This is a genomic window from Pseudomonas frederiksbergensis, assembly GCF_000802155.2.
In the GTDB taxonomy this organism is placed as follows: Bacteria; Pseudomonadota; Gammaproteobacteria; order Pseudomonadales; family Pseudomonadaceae; genus Aquipseudomonas; species Aquipseudomonas frederiksbergensis_A.
This window is the reverse complement of the sequence record NZ_JQGJ02000003.1, coordinates 89535-106465: the sequence shown is the minus strand read 5'-3', so window position 1 is coordinate 106465 and position 16931 is coordinate 89535. Positions and strand designations below refer to the sequence as shown.

Sequence of the window (16931 nt, the reverse complement as noted above, 5' to 3'; positions counted from 1 at the left end):
TCGGGCCTTTTGCCTAGCCATCTGATTCAATGCCGATGTCGACCCCTTCAAGTAGACGAGCCCCGCCATGGAAATCTCAGGAAACACCGCGTTCTATGCCGGTCTGAGCACGATTCAGACAGGGCAGAACCGTGTCGATCAGGCCTCCAGCCAGATCGCCAACAACACGATCGAGCGTTCGGTCACCAGCCAGTCGTCCGAGGTACAGGTCGATCGCTTGCGGTCAGTGGATCGCAGCCAGCAATCAGACCTGGCCAGCAACATGGTCGACTTGGCCCAGGGCAAGTTCCAGGTGCAATTGGGCGTGAACGTCGCCAAGGCATCCGACGAAATGCTCGGTACATTGATCGATACGTTTGCCTGACCCTGTTCTTCCAGATTCACGAAAACGCCGCGATTATTCGCGGCGTTCTTGTCTCTAACGTCCTATTGCTCAACTAATCTTTTCCTACGCGCATTGCGAATTCTTCATTGCGATGGAATTTCCCGTGTCCGCCATTTTTTTAAGCTGATGACGAACGGCAAAAGATCGACGCTTGACAAGATTTGGGCGTAAACGTATGTTTCAAACACCTGTTTGACCGTCACAACAATTCGCCGCGGTCATTCATTCCCGGTTACATCAGCAGAGGTTTATCGCTATGCCTGACTACAAGGCCCCCTTGCGTGATATTCGCTTCGTTCGTGACGAACTGCTTGGCTACGAAGCGCATTATCAGAGCCTTCCGGCTTGCCAGGACGCAACTCCGGACATGGTTGACGCCATTCTCGAAGAAGGCGCCAAGTTTTGTGAGCAGGTACTGGCGCCGCTGAATCGCGTGGGTGACCTTGAAGGTTGCACCTGGAGCGAGTCCGGTGTGAAAACGCCGACCGGCTTCAAGGAAGCCTACAAGCAGTTCGTCGAAGGTGGCTGGCCAAGCCTTGCCCACGACGTAGAGCACGGCGGTCAAGGTCTGCCGGAGTCCCTGGGCCTGGCGATCAGCGAGATGGTCGGCGAAGCCAACTGGTCGTGGGGCATGTACCCAGGCCTGTCCCATGGCGCGATGAACACCATTTCCGAGCACGGTACGCCCGAGCAGCAAGAGGCCTACCTGACCAAGCTGGTGTCCGGCGAATGGACCGGCACCATGTGCCTGACCGAACCGCACTGCGGCACCGACCTGGGCATGCTGCGTACCAAGGCCGAGCCTCAGGCTGACGGCTCCTACAAAGTAACCGGCACCAAGATCTTCATTTCTGCCGGCGAACACGACATGGCCGACAACATCGTCCACATCGTGTTGGCACGCCTGCCGGACGCACCGGCTGGCACCAAGGGCATCTCGCTGTTCATCGTGCCCAAATTCCTGCCTAACGCCGATGGCACCGTGGGTCAGCGCAACGCCGTGAGCTGCGGTTCCCTGGAACACAAGATGGGCATCCACGGCAACGCCACCTGCGTGATGAACTTCGACGCGGCCACCGGTTTCCTGATCGGCCCGGCGAACAAAGGCCTGAACTGCATGTTCACCTTCATGAACACCGCACGCTTGGGGACCGCACTGCAAGGCCTTGCCCACGCCGAGATCGGCTTCCAGGGCGGCCTGAAATATGCCCGCGACCGCCTGCAAATGCGTTCCCTGACTGGTCCGAAAGCGCCGGACAAGGCCGCCGACCCGATCATTGTGCACCCTGATGTGCGTCGCATGCTGCTGACCATGAAAGCCTTCGCCGAAGGTAACCGGGCGATGGTCTACTTCACCGCCAAGCAGGTCGACATCGTCAAATACGGCGTGGACGAAGAAGAGAAGAAGAAGGCTGATGCGCTGCTGGCGTTCATGACCCCGATCGCCAAGGCCTTCATGACCGAAGTCGGCTTTGAGTCGGCCAACCACGGCGTGCAGATCTACGGCGGCCACGGCTTCATTGCCGAGTGGGGCATGGAGCAGAACGTACGCGACAGCCGTATCTCGATGCTGTACGAAGGCACCACTGGTATCCAGGCCTTGGACCTGCTGGGTCGCAAAGTACTGATGACCCAGGGCGAAGCGCTCAAGGGCTTCACCAAGATCGTCCACAAGTTCTGCCAGGGCAACGAAGGCAACGAAGCGGTCAAGGAGTTCGTCGAACCCCTGGCTGCGTTGAACAAGGAATGGGGCGAGCTGACCATGAAGGTCGGCATGGCGGCCATGAAGGATCGCGAAGAAGTCGGCGCGGCCTCGGTGGATTACCTGATGTACTCCGGCTACGCCTGCCTGGCTTACTTCTGGGCCGACATGGCGCGCCTGGCGGCGGAAAAACTCGCAGCTGGCACCAGCGAAGAGGCGTTCTACACGGCCAAGCTGCAGACCGCGCGCTTCTACTTCCAGCGCATCCTGCCGCGAACTCGTACCCACGTGGCCACCATGCTGTCGGGCGCCAACAACCTGATGGACATGAAAGAAGAAGACTTCGCGCTGGGCTACTAAGCCTTAGGCGGTTCTTCACAAGCCGCTGCTTCTCAGGGAGCAGCGGCTTTTTCATGGCTGCCCTAAATCCCCAGAGAGATCGATAGCGATCCTGAAACAATATTCATCCAACAGAGCCTTAAGAAAACTCCGGCCTCTGCCGTTACAGCGATGGCAGTGTGACATCGGTCACATCTCACGTGCACAATGCCCTCTTTGATCAGTCGGGTCGGAGCTTTACCCTTGCCGCGTTCTTCCGCTGTACGCCTGAGCCATTTCCTACCGTCACTGCTACTGTTGTTGTCGGGGCTTGCGGCTGCCTACGTCAAGGATCTCAACGTCTTCTTTACCTCCCTGTTCAACGTGCTTCCTACCTTGGTGTTGCTACTGGGCGGGGCGTATTGCGCCGTCTACCGACGTCAACGTGAACTGTTTTTGATGGTCACGGTGTACATCGCCTACTTCCTGCTGGATACCCAGACCGATTTCTACCGCGATAACGGTAAGGTGCGTGAAGACGCGGCGGTGGTGTTCCATCTCGTCTGCCTGTTGCTGCCGCTGTTGTTCGGGCTGTTCGCGGCGTGGCAGGAGCGCACCCACCTGTTCCAGGACATGGTGGCGCGGTTCGCGGTGTTGCTGGTTTTCGGCAGCGTGGCGCTGGCCTTGGAGCAAAGTTTTCCACAGGCATTGCTGTTGTGGCTTTCGGAGATCCGCTGGCCCGCGTTGTATGGCGCCTGGATGAGCCTGATTCAGTTGTCCTACCCAATGTTCGCCGCCGCATTCCTGCTCCTGGCCTGGCAATATTGGCGCAACCCCCGGCCGCTGCACGCCGCGCAATTGGTGGGGCTGCTCGGGTTGTTCTGGATGCTGCCGAAGACATTCATCTTGCCGTTCACCCTGAACATCATGTGCAGCCAGGTGATGTTGATGATTGCCGCGGCGGTCGCCCACGAGGCGTATCAAATGGCCTTTCGTGACGAACTCACCGGCCTGCCGGGACGTCGTGCATTGAACGAACGCATGCAGCGCCTGGGTCGCAATTATGTGTTGGCGATGAGCGACGTGGACCATTTCAAGAAATTCAACGACACCCATGGCCACGATGTCGGTGACCAAGTGCTGCGCCTGGTGGCCAGCAAGCTGTCGAAGATCGGCGGTGGCGGCAGGGCGTATCGCTATGGCGGCGAGGAGTTCGCCCTGGTGTTCGCGGGCAAGACCATCGATGAGTGCATGCCCCACCTGGAAGTCATCCGCCAGTCCATCGAGACCTACGCGATTCAACTGCGCAACCCCGACAGCCGTCCCCAGGACGATCAACAAGGTCGCCAGCGTCGGGCCGGCGCTGGCGCCTCCAGCGTATCGGTGACGGTCAGCATCGGCGTGGCCGAGCGCATCGAGCAGCGCACGCCCGAAGAGGTGCTCAAATCGGCGGACCAAGCGCTCTATAACGCCAAGGGCGCGGGGCGAAACTGTGTAATTGCCTATGGGCAGAATCGTCGCGGCGCAGTGCGCATGGAAGCCGCCGCGGGTTGAGTGATGATGGCGCATTCAGCGCCTGGACTGTGATTGTGGGCCACGATGGCCGGCAGTAGGTTGGAATGAATCTGCTACCGGAGAAAACCACCATGCCCGAGTACAAAGCTCCGCTGCGCGACATGCGCTTTTTGATCGACCACGTCTTCGATTTCCATGGCCGCTATGCCGAACTGGGTGCCAGCGATGCCAGCCCGGACATGGTCAGCGCCATTCTGGAGGAAGGCGCTCGGTTCTGTGAGAACGTGCTGGCGCCTCTCAATCGCCCGGGTGATGAAGAGGGCTGCCATTTCGACAACGGCGTGGTGACGACGCCGGCAGGCTTCAAGCAGGCGTTCGCTCAATATGTGGAAGGCGGCTGGCACGGCCTGGCGGCGGACCCGGCGTACGGCGGCCAGGGCCTGCCCAGTTCCCTGGGCCTGGTCATCAGCGAGATGATTGGTTCTAGCAACACGTCCTGGGGCATGTACCCCGGCCTGACCCACGGAGCGATGTCGGCCATCCACGCCCATGGGACAGAGGAGCAGAAGCAGACCTACCTCAGCAAACTCACCGCCGGCCAGTGGACCGGCACCATGTGCCTGACCGAAGCCCACTGCGGCACTGACCTTGGCATCATCAAGACCCGCGCCGTGCCCCAGGCCGACGGCAGCTACGCGCTGACTGGCAGCAAGATCTTCATCAGCGCCGGCGAGCACGACATGAGCGACAACATCATTCATCTGGTGCTCGCCAAACTGCCGGATGCGCCCGCCGGGACCAAGGGCATCTCGTTGTTCATCGTGCCAAAGTTCCTGCCTGGCGCCGCGGGCGAGGCCGGAGAGCGCAACGGCGTTTCCTGCGGGTCGATCGAGCACAAGATGGGCATCAAGGCCTCGGCTACCTGCGTGCTGAACTTCGACGGTGCCAAGGGCTTCCTGATCGGCGAGGCGAACAAGGGCCTCAACTGCATGTTCACCATGATGAACCATGCGCGCCTCGGCACCGGCATGCAGGGCCTTTGCCTGGGCGAGGCGAGTTTCCAGGGGGCGATCAAATACGCCAACGATCGTTTGCAGATGCGCTCGCTGACCGGCCCCAAGGCGCCGGACAAAGCCGCCGACCCGATCATCGTTCACCCTGATGTGCGCAGGATGTTGCTGACGATGAAGGCCTTCAACGAAGGCAACCGGGCGCTGACGTATTTCACTGCGCAATTGCTCGACACCGCGCACTTGAGCCGCGACGAAACCGCCCGCCAGGAGGCTGAAGACCTGTTGGCTTTCCTCACGCCAGTCTGCAAGGCCTTCATGACCGACACGGGGTTGGAAGTGACCAACCACGGCATGCAGATTTTCGGCGGCCACGGTTTTATCCGCGAGTGGGGCATGGAGCAGCTGGTGCGCGATTGTCGAATCGCGCCGATCTACGAAGGCACCAACGGCATCCAGGCCTTGGACTTGCTGGGACGCAAGGTGCTGGGCAGCCAAGACAAGTTGCTGCGTGGCTTCACCAAAATCGTCCATAAGTTCTGCGCCGCCAATGCCGGGCACCCACAGCTCAAGGCATACGTTGCGCAACTGGACGGGCTCAACCAGCAATGGGGCGAATTGACGACCCAGGTCGGCATGGCTGCCATGAAAAATCCCGACGAGGTGGGGGCCGCCTCGGTGGATTACCTGATGTACAGCGGCTATATCATCCTGGCTTACCTGTGGTTGCGCATGGCGTTGGTGGCCCAGGCGCAACTCGACGGTGGCGACGGGGACGCGGATTTCTGCCGGGCGAAGCTGGTGACTTGTGAGTTTTACTTCAAGCGCCTGCTGCCGCGTACGGCCAGCCATCGGGCTGCAATCGAGGCGGGAAGCGAATGCCTGATGAAGTTGCCGGCGGAGTTGTTTGCGCTTTGATGGGCTGAAACATTTCTTCGTGGTGAGGGAGCAAGCACCCTCGCCACGATAGACATCCATGCTTTCGCAGTGACTAAAAATAACAAAACAGTCATGGGTTGACCCTATGTGTCGCAAAAGTTGTTGGGGTACACTCGGGGCCATTGCGAAACCGCTTTCCTACGAACCAATTGTTTAGATCTTGCGAGGTTTGCCATGGCTGACTACAAAGCGCCCCTGCGCGATATGCGCTTCGTCCTCAATGAAGTGTTCGAGGTCGCAAAACTCTGGGCCCAATTGCCGGCGCTGGCCGATACCGTAGACGCTGAAACTGTCGAAGCGATCCTGGAAGAGGCCGGCAAGGTCACCAGCAAAAGCGTCGCGCCCCTCAGCCGCGCGGCTGACGAAGAAGGTTGCCACTGGGCTGACGGCGCCGTGACGACACCGGCAGGTTTCCCACAGGCCTACAAGACCTATGCCGAGGGCGGATGGGTGGGTGTCGGCGGAGATCCGGCGTACGGTGGCATGGGCATGCCCAAGGCTGTTTCGGCCCAGGTCGAGGAAATGGTCAACTCCGCCAGCCTCTCCTTTGGCCTGTACCCGATGCTGACCGCCGGTGCCTGCCTGTCGATCAATGCCCACGCCAGCGAAGAGTTGAAGGCCGCGTACTTGCCGAACATGTACGCCGGCGTGTGGGCCGGTTCGATGTGCCTGACCGAGCCCCATGCCGGCACCGACTTGGGGATCATCCGGACCAAGGCTGAACCTCAGGCCGACGGTTCCTACAAAGTCAGCGGCACGAAGATCTTCATCACCGGCGGCGAGCACGACCTCACCGAAAACATCATCCACCTCGTGCTGGCAAAACTGCCGGACGCACCGGCCGGCCCGAAAGGCATCTCGTTGTTTCTGGTGCCGAAGTTCATGGTCAATGCCGACGGCAGCCTGGGCGCGCGCAACGCGGCCAACTGCGGTTCGATCGAGCACAAGATGGGTATCCAGGCGTCCGCCACCTGCGTGATGAACTTCGACGAGGCCGTGGGTTATCTGGTCGGCGAGCCGAACAAAGGCCTGGCGGCGATGTTCACCATGATGAATTACGAGCGCCTGGGCGTTGGTATCCAAGGTCTGGCCACCGGCGAGCGCTCCTACCAGAACGCCATCGAATACGCCCGCGACCGCCTGCAAAGCCGTTCGCCGACCGGCGCGCAGAACAAGGACAAGATCGCTGACCCGATCATCGTCCACCCTGACGTGCGCCGCATGCTGCTGACCATGAAAGCCTCTAACGAAGGTGGCCGCGCTTTTTCCACCTACGTGGCGATGCAACTGGATACCGCGAAGTTCAGCGAAGACCCCGCCACCCGCAAGCGTGCCGAAGACCTGGTGGCGCTGCTGACGCCAGTGGCGAAGGCTTTCCTCACCGACCTGGGCCTGGAAACCACCGTCCATGGCCAGCAGATTTTTGGCGGTCACGGTTACATCCGCGAATGGGGCCAGGAGCAACTGGTGCGCGATGTGCGCATTACCCAGATCTACGAAGGCACCAACGGTATCCAGGCGCTGGACCTGGTGGGACGCAAGATCGTCGGCAGTGGCGGGGCGTTCTATAAATTGTTCGCCGATGAGATCCGCCATTTCACCGCGACGGCAGGCAGCGAGTTGGCGGAGTTCACCAAGCCATTGAACGATGCCGTCGGCACGCTGGACGAACTGACCGAGTGGCTGCTCGATCGGTCGAAAAGCAACCCGAACGAAATCGGCGCGGCTTCGGTGGAGTACCTGCAAGCGTTCGGCTACACCGCTTATGCCTACATGTGGGCATTGATGGCCCGGGCGGCGTTGGGCAAGGAAAGCCAGAATGATTTCTACGCGGGCAAGCTGGGCACGGCGCGGTTCTACTTCGCTCGCCTGTTGCCGCGGATCCATTCCTTGAGCGCTTCGGTGAAAGCGGGCAGTGAGTCGCTGTTCCTGCTGGAGCCGGGCCAGTTCTGAGAAAGATCGTCATGTAAGCAAATGCTTACATGACGTGCTGGCGATTTCCCTCTATCGGCCGATTGGATCCACGGCTAATCTAGCTTCCATGGACGTAGCGCAGGACGCGCAAAAGTAACAACACGGACACGTAGGATTCTGCCAGGAAGGCGGAGTGAAATGGATGTCAGGGAAACAGTCTGCAAAGCCCCGCTTCGGCGGGGTTTTCTTTTGCCCGCGTTTTTATCGGCGGACGCTTTCGAATCGCCTCCCGCTAGCAATTACTGAACCCCGACGAGCGGACAGGTGTCCATGGGCTATGGCAACGTGGCCATCGCTCATCAGGGAGTCATCCATGGATTTCATTCGCATCATCATCGCCATCCTGCTGCCACCGCTGGGTGTTTTCCTGCAAGTCGGGTTTGGCGGGGCGTTCTGGCTGAACATTTTGTTGACACTGTTGGGTTATATCCCCGGCATCGTGCATGCGGTGTACATCATCGCCAAGCGCTGAAGCCCTGCAGTCAGAGGATTCCTTTATTGGGGATTCCTTTGTGGTGAGGGAGTTTGCTCCCGCTGAGACGCGGAGCAGCCCCAAGCTTTTGCGATTGCTGCGCAATCGAGCGGGAGCAAGCTCCCTCGCCACAAACGCTCGTCGCTTTCATAAGCCAGCGTTCATCACCTTTCGATAAAACAACCACTCATGCTCCAGCGCATGCGCCTGGTTCATAGCCTTGCGAAAGCCGTGGCGCTCGTCCGGGTAGTAGTGCGCCTCCACTGGAACTCCATTGTCTTTCAAGGCCTCGACCATATCGCGGGTCTGCTGCGGTACGACCACGGCATCCAGCTCGCCTTGGAAAAAAATCATCGGCGCGCGGATCTGGTCTGCGTGAAGTAACGGCGTGCGCGCCCGGTAGCGCTCGGCATCCACTTTTGGGTCGCCGATCAGCCAGTCCAGGTAGTCGCCTTCGAATTTGTGCGTCGCGCGACCCAGGGCAACCGGATCGCTGACCCCGTAGAGGCTGGCGCCGGCACGGAATACGTTCCGGAACGCCAAGGCGCAAAGGGTCGTGTAACCACCGGCGCTGCCGCCGCGAATGAACGCAAGGCGGCCATCGATCAGGCCCTGCTCGTCCAGATGTGCAACGACGGCGCAGGCATCCTCGACATCCACCACTCCCCAGTTCAGATGCAGCGCCTGCCGATAGGCCCGGCCATAGCCGCTGCTGCCACGATAATTGAGGTCGGCCACGGCAAAGCCGCGCTGGGTCCAGTATTGGATGCGCGGGTCAAACATGGGGTAGCAGGCTGACGTCGGCCCGCCATGGATGAACACCACTAGCGGTGGTTTAGCCTTGGCGCCCATGGCTGGATAAAAGAACCCGTGGGCCTCACTTGAAGCAACTGGATAGCGCAAGGTTCGCGGGCGGCTGATCTGCTCGGCCGGTAGCGGCGCAACGCCGCCGGCCAGGACTATAACGTCGTGGCTTTGTCGTCCAATGGCAATGACTGCCGACGGGCTGGTGGGCGAAGCAGCAATGGTATAAACGAATTGCTCATCCACCGCCAAGCTGCGGAAGCGGCTATAGGTCCCGGTGAAATCCTCCGTCGTGCCGCGATGGCACAGGCCCAGCCGACCAAAACCCGCTTCGGTCCAGCTTGCCAGGTAGGTGTCATCGTTCATTGGCAGCCAGGTACAGCCTCCCAACTGCCAAGGCGCGGGGGCGTGATCGGCTTCGGCGGCAGTCAATGGCTCCAGGACACCAGCGTTTTCGACCCAAGGCTGCCAGTAACCGCCGCGGTCGGTCAGGCAGTAGAGGCGATTGGCCGCGTCGAACCGCGGTTGCTGGATGGATTCCTCCTCACCCTGGCCGGCCACACAGCGCGGCTCACCCCAACCTGAATCGTTGCGCTCGGCCAGCAGCAGCCGCGTAGCTGTCCAGGGCTGATGAGGGCGGCTCCACTCGATCCAGGCGAGACGCTTCTGATCCGGACTCAGGATCGGCGCAGCGTAGAAATCCGCGCCTTCGGCCAGCACGCGTCGCTGATGATCGGCCAGCCCGATCGACACCAGGCGATGCTGTTTGGCGTGCTCCTCTACCGCCAGCAGTTGCCCTGGGGCGAAGTGCAGGTCGCCATATCGGCGGTCGCCCGAGGTCAGCGCCACAGGGCGACCTGCGTCCAGTGACTGGTGATACACCTGCTGGTCGGCCTCGTTGACAAACAGCACGCCATCATCGCTCAGGCAGAACGATCCGCCGCCATATTCATAGACCCGGCTGCGCACGCTGAATCCATCCGGGGTCAGGCAGCGGACCTTGGCGTCTCGCCAATGCCAGATCCGACAGGCACCGTCTTCGGGACGGTATTCGTTCCAGAACAGGCCCAGGGGCCCCAGTTGCAGCTCGGCGAAGTCGATGCCTGCCGCGACAGCCTGGGCGGCGCTGAGCGGTTCAGCCCTTGGCGATGAGGCGTGAATTTCGTTCATTGCGAAATGCCAGTTGCTCGATGGTTTGCGTGGCATGCTCGGCGTCTTCGCGAGCCTGCAGAATCATCCCGTGGTGTTCGGATTTGCTGCACACCGGGTCGGCATTGCTGGCGTCGCCTGTGAGCATGAACGCCTGGCAACGGCAGCCGCCAAAATCCTTTTCCTTTTCATCGCACGAGCGGCAGGGTTCGGGCATCCAGTCATAACCCCGGAAACGATTGAAGCCGAACGAGTCGTACCAGATGTGCTGCATGCTGTGGTCGCGCACATTCGGAAACTGCACCGGCATTTGCCGGGCGCCATGGCAGGGCAGGGCCGTGCCGTCCGGTGTGACGGTCAGGAAAATGCTGCCCCAGCCGTTCATGCAGGCCTTCGGGCGTTCTTCGTAGTAGTCCGGAGTCACGAAGATCAACTTGCACGGGTTGCCTTCGGCTTCCAGCTTGGCCCGGTATTCATTGGTGATGCGCTCGGCCCGCACTAGCTGTTCCCGGGTGGGTAGCAGGCCAACGCGGTTGAGGTGCGCCCAGCCGTAGAACTGGCACGTGGCGAGTTCGACGAAGTCGGCTTCCAGGGCGATGCACAGCTCGATGATGCGGTCGATCTTGTCGATGTTGTGCCGATGGGTCACGAAGTTCAGCACCATCGGATAACCATGGGCTTTCACCGCCCGGGCCATTTCCAGTTTTTGCGCAAACGCTTTCTTCGAACCGGCCAGCAGGTTGTTCACCTGCTCATCACTGGCCTGGAAACTGATCTGGATGTGGTCCAGGCCGGCTTTCTTGAAGTCGCTGATCTTCTGTTCGGTCAAGCCGATGCCGGAGGTAATCAGGTTGGTGTAGAAACCCAGCCTGCGCGCCTCGCCAATCAGCTCCGCCAAGTCCTGGCGCACCAGCGGCTCCCCACCGGAAAAACCCAATTGCGCGGCGCCCATTTCCCGGGCTTCGCGAAAGACCTTGAACCACTGCTCGGTGCTCAGCTCTTTACCTTGCTCGGCAAAGTCCAGCGGGTTGGAGCAGTACGGGCATTGCAGCGGGCAGCGATAGGTCAGTTCGGCCAGCAGCCACAGCGGCAGACCAACGGCGGGCTTCTCAGGCAAGGGTGATCCAGTGCTGTGCACGGGCGACCTCCATGAATTGCTCGATGTCGTCACCGAGTTCAGGCACACCGGGAAATTGTTTGTCCAGTTCAGCGATGATTTCCGCGACATCGCGCTCGCCATCGATCAAGCCACCGATCAGCGCCGCGCTGTCGTTCAGCTTGATCATCCCTTCAGGATAGAGCAGCACATGGCCCTTCTGGGCCGGTTCGTACTGGAAGCGATAGCCGGGGCGCCAGTTGGGTTTTTTGCTGCGATCGAAACTCATAAGGCAATCCCTTTGTGCCAAACCCGTTGGTCGGTCACGGTGTGATACGGCGGGCGGTTCAGTTCGTAGGCCATGCTCATGGCGTCGAGCATGCTCCAGAGAATATCCAGTTTGAACTGGAGGATCTCCAGCATGCGCTCCTGGCCTTCGCGAGTAGTGTAGTGCTGCAAAGTGATTGCCAAGCCATGTTCCACGTCACGCCGTGCCTGGCCCAGGCGAGTGCGGAAGTACTCGTAGCCGGTTGGATCGATCCACGGATAATGCTGCGGCCAGCTATCCAGGCGCGATTGATGGATCTGCGGGGCGAACAATTCGGTCAGCGAGCTGCTGGCAGCTTCCTGCCAGCTGGCCCGGCGGGCGAAGTTGACGTAGGCGTCTACGGCGAAGCGCACACCCGGCAGCACCAACTCCTGGGAACGCAACTGGTCGGGATCCAGGCCCACCGCCTGGCCCAGCCGCAGCCAGGCTTCGATGCCGCCATCTTCACCGGGGGCGCCGTCATGGTCGAGCAGGCGCTGGATCCACTCGCGGCGGATCTCCCGATCCGGGCAATTGGCCAGGATCGCTGCGTCCTTGAGTGGGATGTTCACTTGATAATAGAAGCGGTTCGCGACCCAGCCTTGGATCTGCTCGCGAGTGGCACGGCCTTCGTACATCGCCACATGGTACGGGTGATGGATATGGTAGAAGGCGCCCTTGGCGCGCAAGGCTGCTTCAAATTCTGCGGTGGTCAATGGCGTGTCAGTCATTTCGGGCCCTCCTACAGTTCGATGCTCATGCCGTCGTAGGCGACTTCGACATTGCGTCGCACCAACTCGGCCCGCTCGGGAGAGTCTTCGTCCAGGATCGGATTGGTGTTGTTGATATGAATAAGGACCTTGCGCTGCTCTGGCAGCCGCTCCAGTACTTCAAGCATGCCGCCAGGGCCATTCTGGGACAGGTGGCCCATTTCCCGGCCGGTGCGGGTGCCGACGCCACGGCGCTGCATTTCATCGTCGTCCCACATCGTGCCGTCCACGAGCAGGCAGTCGCTGCTGGCCATGATGTCCAGCAACGGTTCGTCGACCTTGCCCAGGCCCGGCGCGTAGAACAGCTTGCCGCCGGTGCGCAGGTCTTCGACGATCAGCCCGATGTTATCGCCCGGGTGCGGGTCGAAGCGGTGTGGGGAATAGGGTGGGGCGGCGCTGCGCAGGGGCAGTGGGGTAAAGCGCAGGTTCGGGCAGGCGGCGATGGTGAAGCTCTGGTCGAGTTCGATGCGGTTCCAGCTCAGGCCACCGTTCCAGTGGGTCAGCATGTTGAACAGCGGGAAGCCGGTGCTCAGGTCTTCATGGACCATGTCGGTGCACCAGACCTGGTGCGGGCAACCTTCGCGCAGGCTGAGCAGGCCGGTGGTGTGGTCGATCTGGCTGTCCATCAGGATGATCGCGCCAATGCCCGTGTCCCTCAGTGCCCGGCCGGGTTGCATCGGGGCGAACCCCTGGAGTTGGGCGCGGATGTCGGGGGAGGCGTTGCACAACACCCAGCTCACGCCATCATCGGAAATCGCGATAGACGACTGGGTACGCGCCTGGGCCCGCAGGCTGCCGTTGCGAAAACCTGCGCAATTGGCGCAGTTGCAGTTCCACTGGGGGAAACCGCCGCCGGCGGCGGAACCTAGAATCTGGACGAACATGGCCGCTCCATCTGCAAACCAAAATGAAAAACGCCCCGGATGACCGAGGCGTGGTGTTGCGTACTACCGCCTGCAGCAATCAACGGCTGGCGAAGTACATGGTGACTTCGAAGCCGATACGCAGATCGATATATGCGGGTTTGGACCAGGACATGGGAATACTCCTTTGGTTGGGGTGGAACGGTTTGGATCTATACATATAGTCCACCTCCGTTAGGAGATGTTCAGATGCTTAGGCGGCTATGTTACTAAATCTGACAAATTCGTTCGCCGCGAATCTTTGAGAAAGCTCATTGCACGCCTGGTAACGATCATCTCGCTGCTGCTTGCCAGGGCATTCCCGGGCACGGCGCGTTGCTCAAACAGAAACGTCCGCCTTGGGCTTGGACCAAACGGTAGGCTGAGTCGATCAGTTGTTCGCGTGTCATGGACGTTATGGCGTCGGGTAACCGCTGCAAGTAATCCGATGGGCGACCGGCCAGTTTGCCCTGCCAGAGCAGTTCGGCTGCCTGGGCGATGGGCATTTCAGCGCTGTTCATCTGGCTGGCCAGGGCTTGCTGTTGGCTGGCCAGGATCGAGTCGTCAATCTGCTCGACCAGCTTCGGCAAGGTTTCCAGGAACTGCGTCATATGTTCAGACAACTGCGCCGCAGAGGCACCGGGCGACTGCGCGCCGAGCAACAAGCCGGTCCGACCATGGATCTGCTTCAAGCCACTGAACACTGCATAGCCCAACTGCAGCTCGACCCGTAGGCGCTGGTAGTAAGGGGTTTGGCACAGATGGGCGAGCAAGCGCCACCCAGCCTCGTCGGACAAGTCCTCGGTTGGCGTGGGGCAGAACATGAGTAATGCGTGGTCATCACCCAGGGTCTTGTGCGTATGCCAAGTGCGTACCGGAACAGGCGCGACCGTTAACTCCGGCTCTTCCCGGGCAACGCCTGGAGTTCGCGCCAACACGGGGGCCAGCGCCGCTTGAGTGGCCGCCGTCAGGCCGACGGCCAAACCGTCCCACTGGGCGTTCGTCCAGACGCTTTGATCGCTACCGCGCAACGACGGCGAGGCGTGTCGTGGGTTTTGCTGGAAGAAAATTGGCAATTCCCGTAACAGCTGTCGAATCGGTATCAGGGGCGCCTCGCTATCGGCCAGGACAGGCGGTAATGGCTGGCGCAGTTTTTCCATCAGGTGCTCGAATACCGACGGCATCGGCGCCTGCAAGCCGATCAGTTTCAGCAGGCATTGTTCGGCATCGGAGTCGAAGACGACGTCCACGCCGGCCTGTCGGGCATCTTCGCGCAGATCCGCCGAGTGACGATCGAGCCTGGATTGCAGGTCGGGCGATGCGGGTGCCGCGAATTGCCAACGCAGATACACCGCGCCTTCAGGCGAGGTATCCGGCAATGCCTGGCTGAACTGCAGGGGCGAACGTTCCCGGCGGCCCCGGCTGCGGTCCTGTGCGAATGTTCGCAGGCCTCGGTGGGCACTGGTCTGGCCGCGGATCAATCCGGCGCGGGGTGGTTCGCGGGTGGCTTGCAGGAATGGGTTGGGCGAGGGCAATCGCCACGGTTCGACGGGGTGATCCACAGCGTGTAATTGCTTGAGGACTTCCCTGAGGCGCATCAAGTGGTTTTCCGACAGTGGACCGTGGCGTCCTTCGCTGTCCCAGCGAGCCAATTGCAGGGCTGTTGCGGTCTCTTGCTGACGCTGGCGAAAGGCAGCGAACTCCTGGCGCATCGATGCCCAGTCATCCTGTGCGGCAAAGAACCCCAGCCAGTCGCGTAGCAGGGGTTGGCTGTCCGTTGGCGCTCGGTCGCTGTCGAGCTTTAACTCAATGTGAAGCAGTGCCTGGCCGGAAAATTCGTACAGCGACATGGCTTTGAGGCTGTCAGCCAGGCCACGCTGGCGCAACGTTGCGAGCAGCCCTCCCGGTTTATGGGTGTTCAGCCAGTGGCAGAGGAAATCAAAGGTTTGGGGCGAGGCTGCGGGCAAGTTTTCAAAAGCGAACAACGCATCGAGCGAGCCTTGTCGGGCCAACTGATAACCGGTCTCGGTCGATGTCATGAGCTTCGGCGGCGCCTGCCTGACCTGCGTTTCGCTGCTGGGTATGCTGTTGCCGAACTGGACGGCCAGCGCCGCCAGGGCATCAGTTCCTTGCGGGCCGGCCAGGCTCAAGCTCATCTGGCCGCTGTGATAGAACCGCTGAAAGAAATCGTGCAGCGCCAGTTGGAATCCAGGCTCAGGTACGGCGAGGCTGTCGCGATTGCCCGCGTGGAAGCCACGCAGCGGGTGTTCCTCCGACAATCCTTCGTACAAGGCCACCTGCCGCTGGGCCGTCGCGTCCTGGGACCAGGCGATGAACTCCGCGTGCAGCACTTCCCGTTCGCGCATCTGATCGGCTTCATCCAGGCGCGGGTGGGCGAGCATGTCTGCCAACCGTTCAAGCCCACCGGGCAGGGCGGATGGGGGCAGCTCCAGGAAAAACTCAGTGATGCGTTCACTGGTGCGCGCATTGACTTGTCCACCGTGGTCCCGCACGTAGGCCATCAGGTCCTGTCCAGCGGGAAAACGTGCCGTCCCGAGGAAGAAAAGGTGTTCGAGAAAGTGCGCCAGCCCCGGCCACGCCTCAGGTGCATCGTGGCTGCCGGCCTCCACGCGCAACACCGCAGCGCTACGCTTGAGGCCGGGAGCATGACGCAACGTCACTTGCAGGCCGTTGGTCAGGGTTTCGGTGGGGGGGCGGAGGGAATCGGGGGCCGGCATGAGCGCTTCCAGGACTGGGATGTGCTCATGCTAGCGGATTAGTCCGGATCAGTGTTTATGCAAGTCGCCGTAGAGCGCAGGACGTCGGTCGTGCAGGTAGTTGTAGGCCGCCCGCGACTGCTCGATCAGTTGCCGGTCCAATTCACCCACGATCAACGCCTCATCCAGCCCAGCCAGTGCCGGACGGCTGCCGTCCGGGGCGGCGATGCTGCTTTGCCCGCAATACTGCAGCTCACCTTCGTGGCCGCAGTAGTTGGCGTAGGCCACGAAACATTGATTTTCGATGGCCCGAGCGCGCACGGTGACATCGGCAATGAACTCATAGGGCTGCATATTGGCGGTCGGCACCAGGATCAGCTCGGCACCGGCCAGCGCCAGGCGTCGGGCATTCTCGGGAAATTCCAGGTCATAGCAGATCAGGAAACCGAGCTTCCAACCGTTGAGCTCCACGATAGGCAGTGCTGCGTTGCCAGCGCTGAACATGGTGTGGTCGAGGTCGCCGAACAAGTGGCTCTTGCGGTAGTTGGCCAGGCGTTCGCCGTGGGCATCGATCAGTTGGACGGCGTTGTAGATCTGCCCGTCTTCGCTGCGTTCCGGGTAGCCATAAAGAATGGCCAGGCCGGCCGCCTTGGCGATGCGGCCGATTTGCTGCGCCCATTCGCCGTTGTAGACCTCGGCCAGTACATTCACCGCATCGACGCCGATGTTGTAGCCGGTGAGGAACATCTCCGGCACAACCAGCACATCGGCGCCCCTGGCTTCCAGCGCGACTTGATGCAGGCGCTGCAGGTTGCCGGCCGGATCCATGGGCAGCGGCGGGCATTGGTAAAGGGCTACGCGCATCGACAAC

14 protein-coding genes are annotated in these 16931 nt (G+C 60.9%); 6 read left to right on the top strand and 8 right to left on the bottom strand.

Going from position 1 to position 16931, the window contains the following annotated elements:
- Positions 1 to 67: 67 nt before the first annotated feature.
- The 6 genes from JZ00_RS06450 to JZ00_RS29985 all read left to right on the top strand — a co-directional run bounded on the left by JZ00_RS06450 (position 68) and on the right by JZ00_RS29985 (position 8315).
- Positions 68 to 364, top strand: a complete 297-nt coding sequence (locus tag JZ00_RS06450; protein WP_039590701.1) for a hypothetical protein — start codon at positions 68 to 70, stop codon at positions 362 to 364.
- A 277-nt stretch (positions 365 to 641) separates the two neighbouring features.
- Positions 642 to 2447 carry a phenylacyl-CoA dehydrogenase gene (locus JZ00_RS06445; RefSeq protein ID WP_039590703.1) on the top strand — a complete coding sequence of 602 codons (1806 nt, stop codon included), beginning with the start codon at positions 642 to 644 and terminating at the stop codon, positions 2445 to 2447.
- Between the two features lie 222 nt (positions 2448 to 2669).
- The gene (locus tag JZ00_RS06440; protein ID WP_039590705.1) at positions 2670 to 3959 is read left to right on the top strand and encodes a GGDEF domain-containing protein; all 1290 of its coding nucleotides are present in this window, start codon (positions 2670 to 2672) and stop codon (positions 3957 to 3959) included.
- Between the two features lie 92 nt (positions 3960 to 4051).
- On the top strand, positions 4052 to 5848 hold the full coding sequence (locus tag JZ00_RS06435; RefSeq protein ID WP_039590706.1) for an acyl-CoA dehydrogenase C-terminal domain-containing protein: 1797 nt from the start codon (positions 4052 to 4054) through the stop codon (positions 5846 to 5848).
- A gap of 195 nt (positions 5849 to 6043) precedes the next feature.
- Complete coding sequence (locus JZ00_RS06430) at positions 6044 to 7822, top strand: acyl-CoA dehydrogenase C-terminal domain-containing protein (RefSeq protein ID WP_039590709.1); 1779 nt, start codon at positions 6044 to 6046, stop codon at positions 7820 to 7822.
- Between the two features lie 334 nt (positions 7823 to 8156).
- Entirely contained in the window at positions 8157 to 8315 is a 159-nt protein-coding gene (locus JZ00_RS29985; RefSeq protein ID WP_003177654.1) for a YqaE/Pmp3 family membrane protein, read from the top strand.
- A 147-nt stretch (positions 8316 to 8462) separates the two neighbouring features.
- Here the strand turns inward: JZ00_RS29985 and JZ00_RS06420 are convergent, their stop codons facing one another.
- From JZ00_RS06420 to JZ00_RS06385, 8 genes are all read right to left on the bottom strand, one after another.
- A complete protein-coding gene (locus JZ00_RS06420; protein ID WP_039590711.1) occupies positions 8463 to 10289 on the bottom strand; it encodes a S9 family peptidase in 1827 nt (608 codons plus the stop codon).
- Positions 10255 to 11385, bottom strand: coding sequence for a pyrroloquinoline quinone biosynthesis protein PqqE (pqqE, locus tag JZ00_RS06415; protein ID WP_152668413.1), 1131 nt, complete (start codon positions 11383 to 11385; stop codon positions 10255 to 10257). Before pqqE ends, JZ00_RS06420 begins: the two co-directional genes overlap by 35 nt.
- A complete protein-coding gene (gene pqqD / locus JZ00_RS06410; RefSeq protein ID WP_039590715.1) occupies positions 11378 to 11653 on the bottom strand; it encodes a pyrroloquinoline quinone biosynthesis peptide chaperone PqqD in 276 nt (91 codons plus the stop codon). Before pqqD ends, pqqE begins: the two co-directional genes overlap by 8 nt.
- On the bottom strand, positions 11650 to 12402 hold the full coding sequence (gene pqqC / locus JZ00_RS06405) for a pyrroloquinoline-quinone synthase PqqC (protein WP_039590717.1): 753 nt from the start codon (positions 12400 to 12402) through the stop codon (positions 11650 to 11652). Before pqqC ends, pqqD begins: the two co-directional genes overlap by 4 nt.
- Positions 12403 to 12413: 11 nt before the next feature.
- Positions 12414 to 13325: a pyrroloquinoline quinone biosynthesis protein PqqB gene (pqqB, locus tag JZ00_RS06400; protein ID WP_039590719.1), complete on the bottom strand. Its 912-nt coding sequence runs from the start codon at positions 13323 to 13325 to the stop codon at positions 12414 to 12416.
- Positions 13326 to 13404: 79 nt separating this feature from the next.
- Complete coding sequence (gene pqqA, locus JZ00_RS29980) at positions 13405 to 13479, bottom strand: pyrroloquinoline quinone precursor peptide PqqA (protein WP_003177660.1); 75 nt, start codon at positions 13477 to 13479, stop codon at positions 13405 to 13407.
- Between the two features lie 157 nt (positions 13480 to 13636).
- Entirely contained in the window at positions 13637 to 16081 is a 2445-nt protein-coding gene (pqqF, locus tag JZ00_RS06390) for a pyrroloquinoline quinone biosynthesis protein PqqF (RefSeq protein WP_039590721.1), read from the bottom strand.
- A 48-nt stretch (positions 16082 to 16129) separates the two neighbouring features.
- Entirely contained in the window at positions 16130 to 16924 is a 795-nt protein-coding gene (locus tag JZ00_RS06385) for a carbon-nitrogen hydrolase family protein (protein WP_039590723.1), read from the bottom strand.
- Positions 16925 to 16931: the final 7 nt, after the last annotated feature.

Bases quoted from the DNA above. Each gene is read 5' to 3' on its own strand.
- JZ00_RS06450 (WP_039590701.1), top strand. From the start codon at position 68: ATGGAAATCTCAGGAAACACCGCGTTCTATGCCGGTCTGAGCACGATT.
- JZ00_RS06445 (WP_039590703.1), top strand. From the start codon at position 642: ATGCCTGACTACAAGGCCCCCTTGCGTGATATTCGCTTCGTTCGTGAC.
- JZ00_RS06435 (WP_039590706.1), top strand. From the start codon at position 4,052: ATGCCCGAGTACAAAGCTCCGCTGCGCGACATGCGCTTTTTGATCGAC.
- JZ00_RS06430 (WP_039590709.1), top strand. From the start codon at position 6,044: ATGGCTGACTACAAAGCGCCCCTGCGCGATATGCGCTTCGTCCTCAAT.
- JZ00_RS29985 (WP_003177654.1), top strand. From the start codon at position 8,157: ATGGATTTCATTCGCATCATCATCGCCATCCTGCTGCCACCGCTGGGT.
- JZ00_RS06420 (WP_039590711.1), bottom strand. From the start codon at position 10,289: ATGAACGAAATTCACGCCTCATCGCCAAGGGCTGAACCGCTCAGCGCC.
- pqqD (WP_039590715.1), bottom strand. From the start codon at position 11,653: ATGAGTTTCGATCGCAGCAAAAAACCCAACTGGCGCCCCGGCTATCGC.
- pqqC (WP_039590717.1), bottom strand. From the start codon at position 12,402: ATGACTGACACGCCATTGACCACCGCAGAATTTGAAGCAGCCTTGCGC.
- pqqB (WP_039590719.1), bottom strand. From the start codon at position 13,325: ATGTTCGTCCAGATTCTAGGTTCCGCCGCCGGCGGCGGTTTCCCCCAG.
- pqqF (WP_039590721.1), bottom strand. From the start codon at position 16,081: ATGCCGGCCCCCGATTCCCTCCGCCCCCCCACCGAAACCCTGACCAAC.
- JZ00_RS06385 (WP_039590723.1), bottom strand. From the start codon at position 16,924: ATGCGCGTAGCCCTTTACCAATGCCCGCCGCTGCCCATGGATCCGGCC.